Annotated in this window: 2 protein-coding genes; one reads left to right on the top strand and one right to left on the bottom strand. The window is 67.7% G+C overall.

Features of this window, described 5'->3' with window-relative positions; all coding sequences use genetic code 11:
- Positions 1 to 95: 95 nt before the first annotated feature.
- Positions 96 to 461 carry a DUF6164 family protein gene (locus DBR20_RS14215; RefSeq protein ID WP_100552127.1) on the bottom strand — a complete coding sequence of 122 codons (366 nt, stop codon included), beginning with the start codon at positions 459 to 461 and terminating at the stop codon, positions 96 to 98.
- Between the two features lie 69 nt (positions 462 to 530).
- Between DBR20_RS14215 and DBR20_RS22150 the strand changes: the two genes are divergently transcribed.
- Positions 531 to 894, top strand: a 364-nt coding sequence (locus DBR20_RS22150; protein ID WP_181393089.1) for an FKBP-type peptidyl-prolyl cis-trans isomerase, incomplete at its 3' end; no start/stop codon positions are given.

The raw sequence follows: 894 nt of genomic DNA, 5'->3' as shown, positions 1-894 counted from the left end.
TGCCCACACCGCCCCGCCCACCACGGAACGCCCGCCGCTGCTGTTGCCGTTGACGTCGCTTCTGCGGGTGCCGGGTGCAACCCGGCCGAACACCCTTACCCCCGCAGCAGCATGAACGGCAACAGCACCAATGCCGCCGCCACCGCCATGCCCAGCAGCACCAGCACCACGAATCCAGGGCGACGCCGGAACAGGCTGCCAAAGGTCTCGGCAGTACCATCGCGAAGGGCCTGCTCGCGCTCAGCGCGGACCCGCACGCCGCGGGCCGCCTGGTACTCGGCCATCAGCGCCTTGGCGCGCGGCTGGTCAGTATCCTCGCGCAGCCACAGGCCACCATTGGAGATGCCCCAGGGGCTGGGTTCGGTGCGGTACCAGGCGATGCCGTGCTGGTCGAGCAGCGTGCAGACATCGGCATATTCGTCGTTGCCGACATTGCGCAGATTGAGCAGGAGTTTTGCCATGCGCCCATGATACCCGGCGCCGATGCGCTAACCTTGCCGCCCTTGACTCATCACCCCCGGAGACGCCTGATGCGCCGCCTGCTGCTTCCCCTGCTGCTGTCCCTCGCCGCCGTTGGTTGCTCGTCGGAGCCGTCCGGCCCGCCACCGGGAGGCACCATCGCTGCTTTCGAGCGCATCGACACCCAGCCCGGCACCGGCGCCGAGGCCGTGACCGGCCAGAAGGTCAGCGTGCATTACACCGGCTGGATCTACGACGAGCGCGCCGACAACAAGCACGGCAAGACCTTCGACAGTTCAGTCGAACGCAGCGAGCCGTTCACCTTCACGCTGGGCGCCGGCCAGGTCATCCGCGGTTGGGATGAAGGCGTCGCCGGCATGAAGGTCGGTGGCAAGCGCACGCTGATGATTCCGCCGGAATTCGGCTATGGCGATC

The sequence above is a fragment of the Stenotrophomonas sp. HMWF023 genome (assembly GCF_003060985.1).
Taxonomy (GTDB): domain Bacteria; phylum Pseudomonadota; class Gammaproteobacteria; order Xanthomonadales; family Xanthomonadaceae; genus Stenotrophomonas; species Stenotrophomonas lactitubi.
This window is presented reverse-complemented; position numbering and strand designations above follow the sequence as displayed.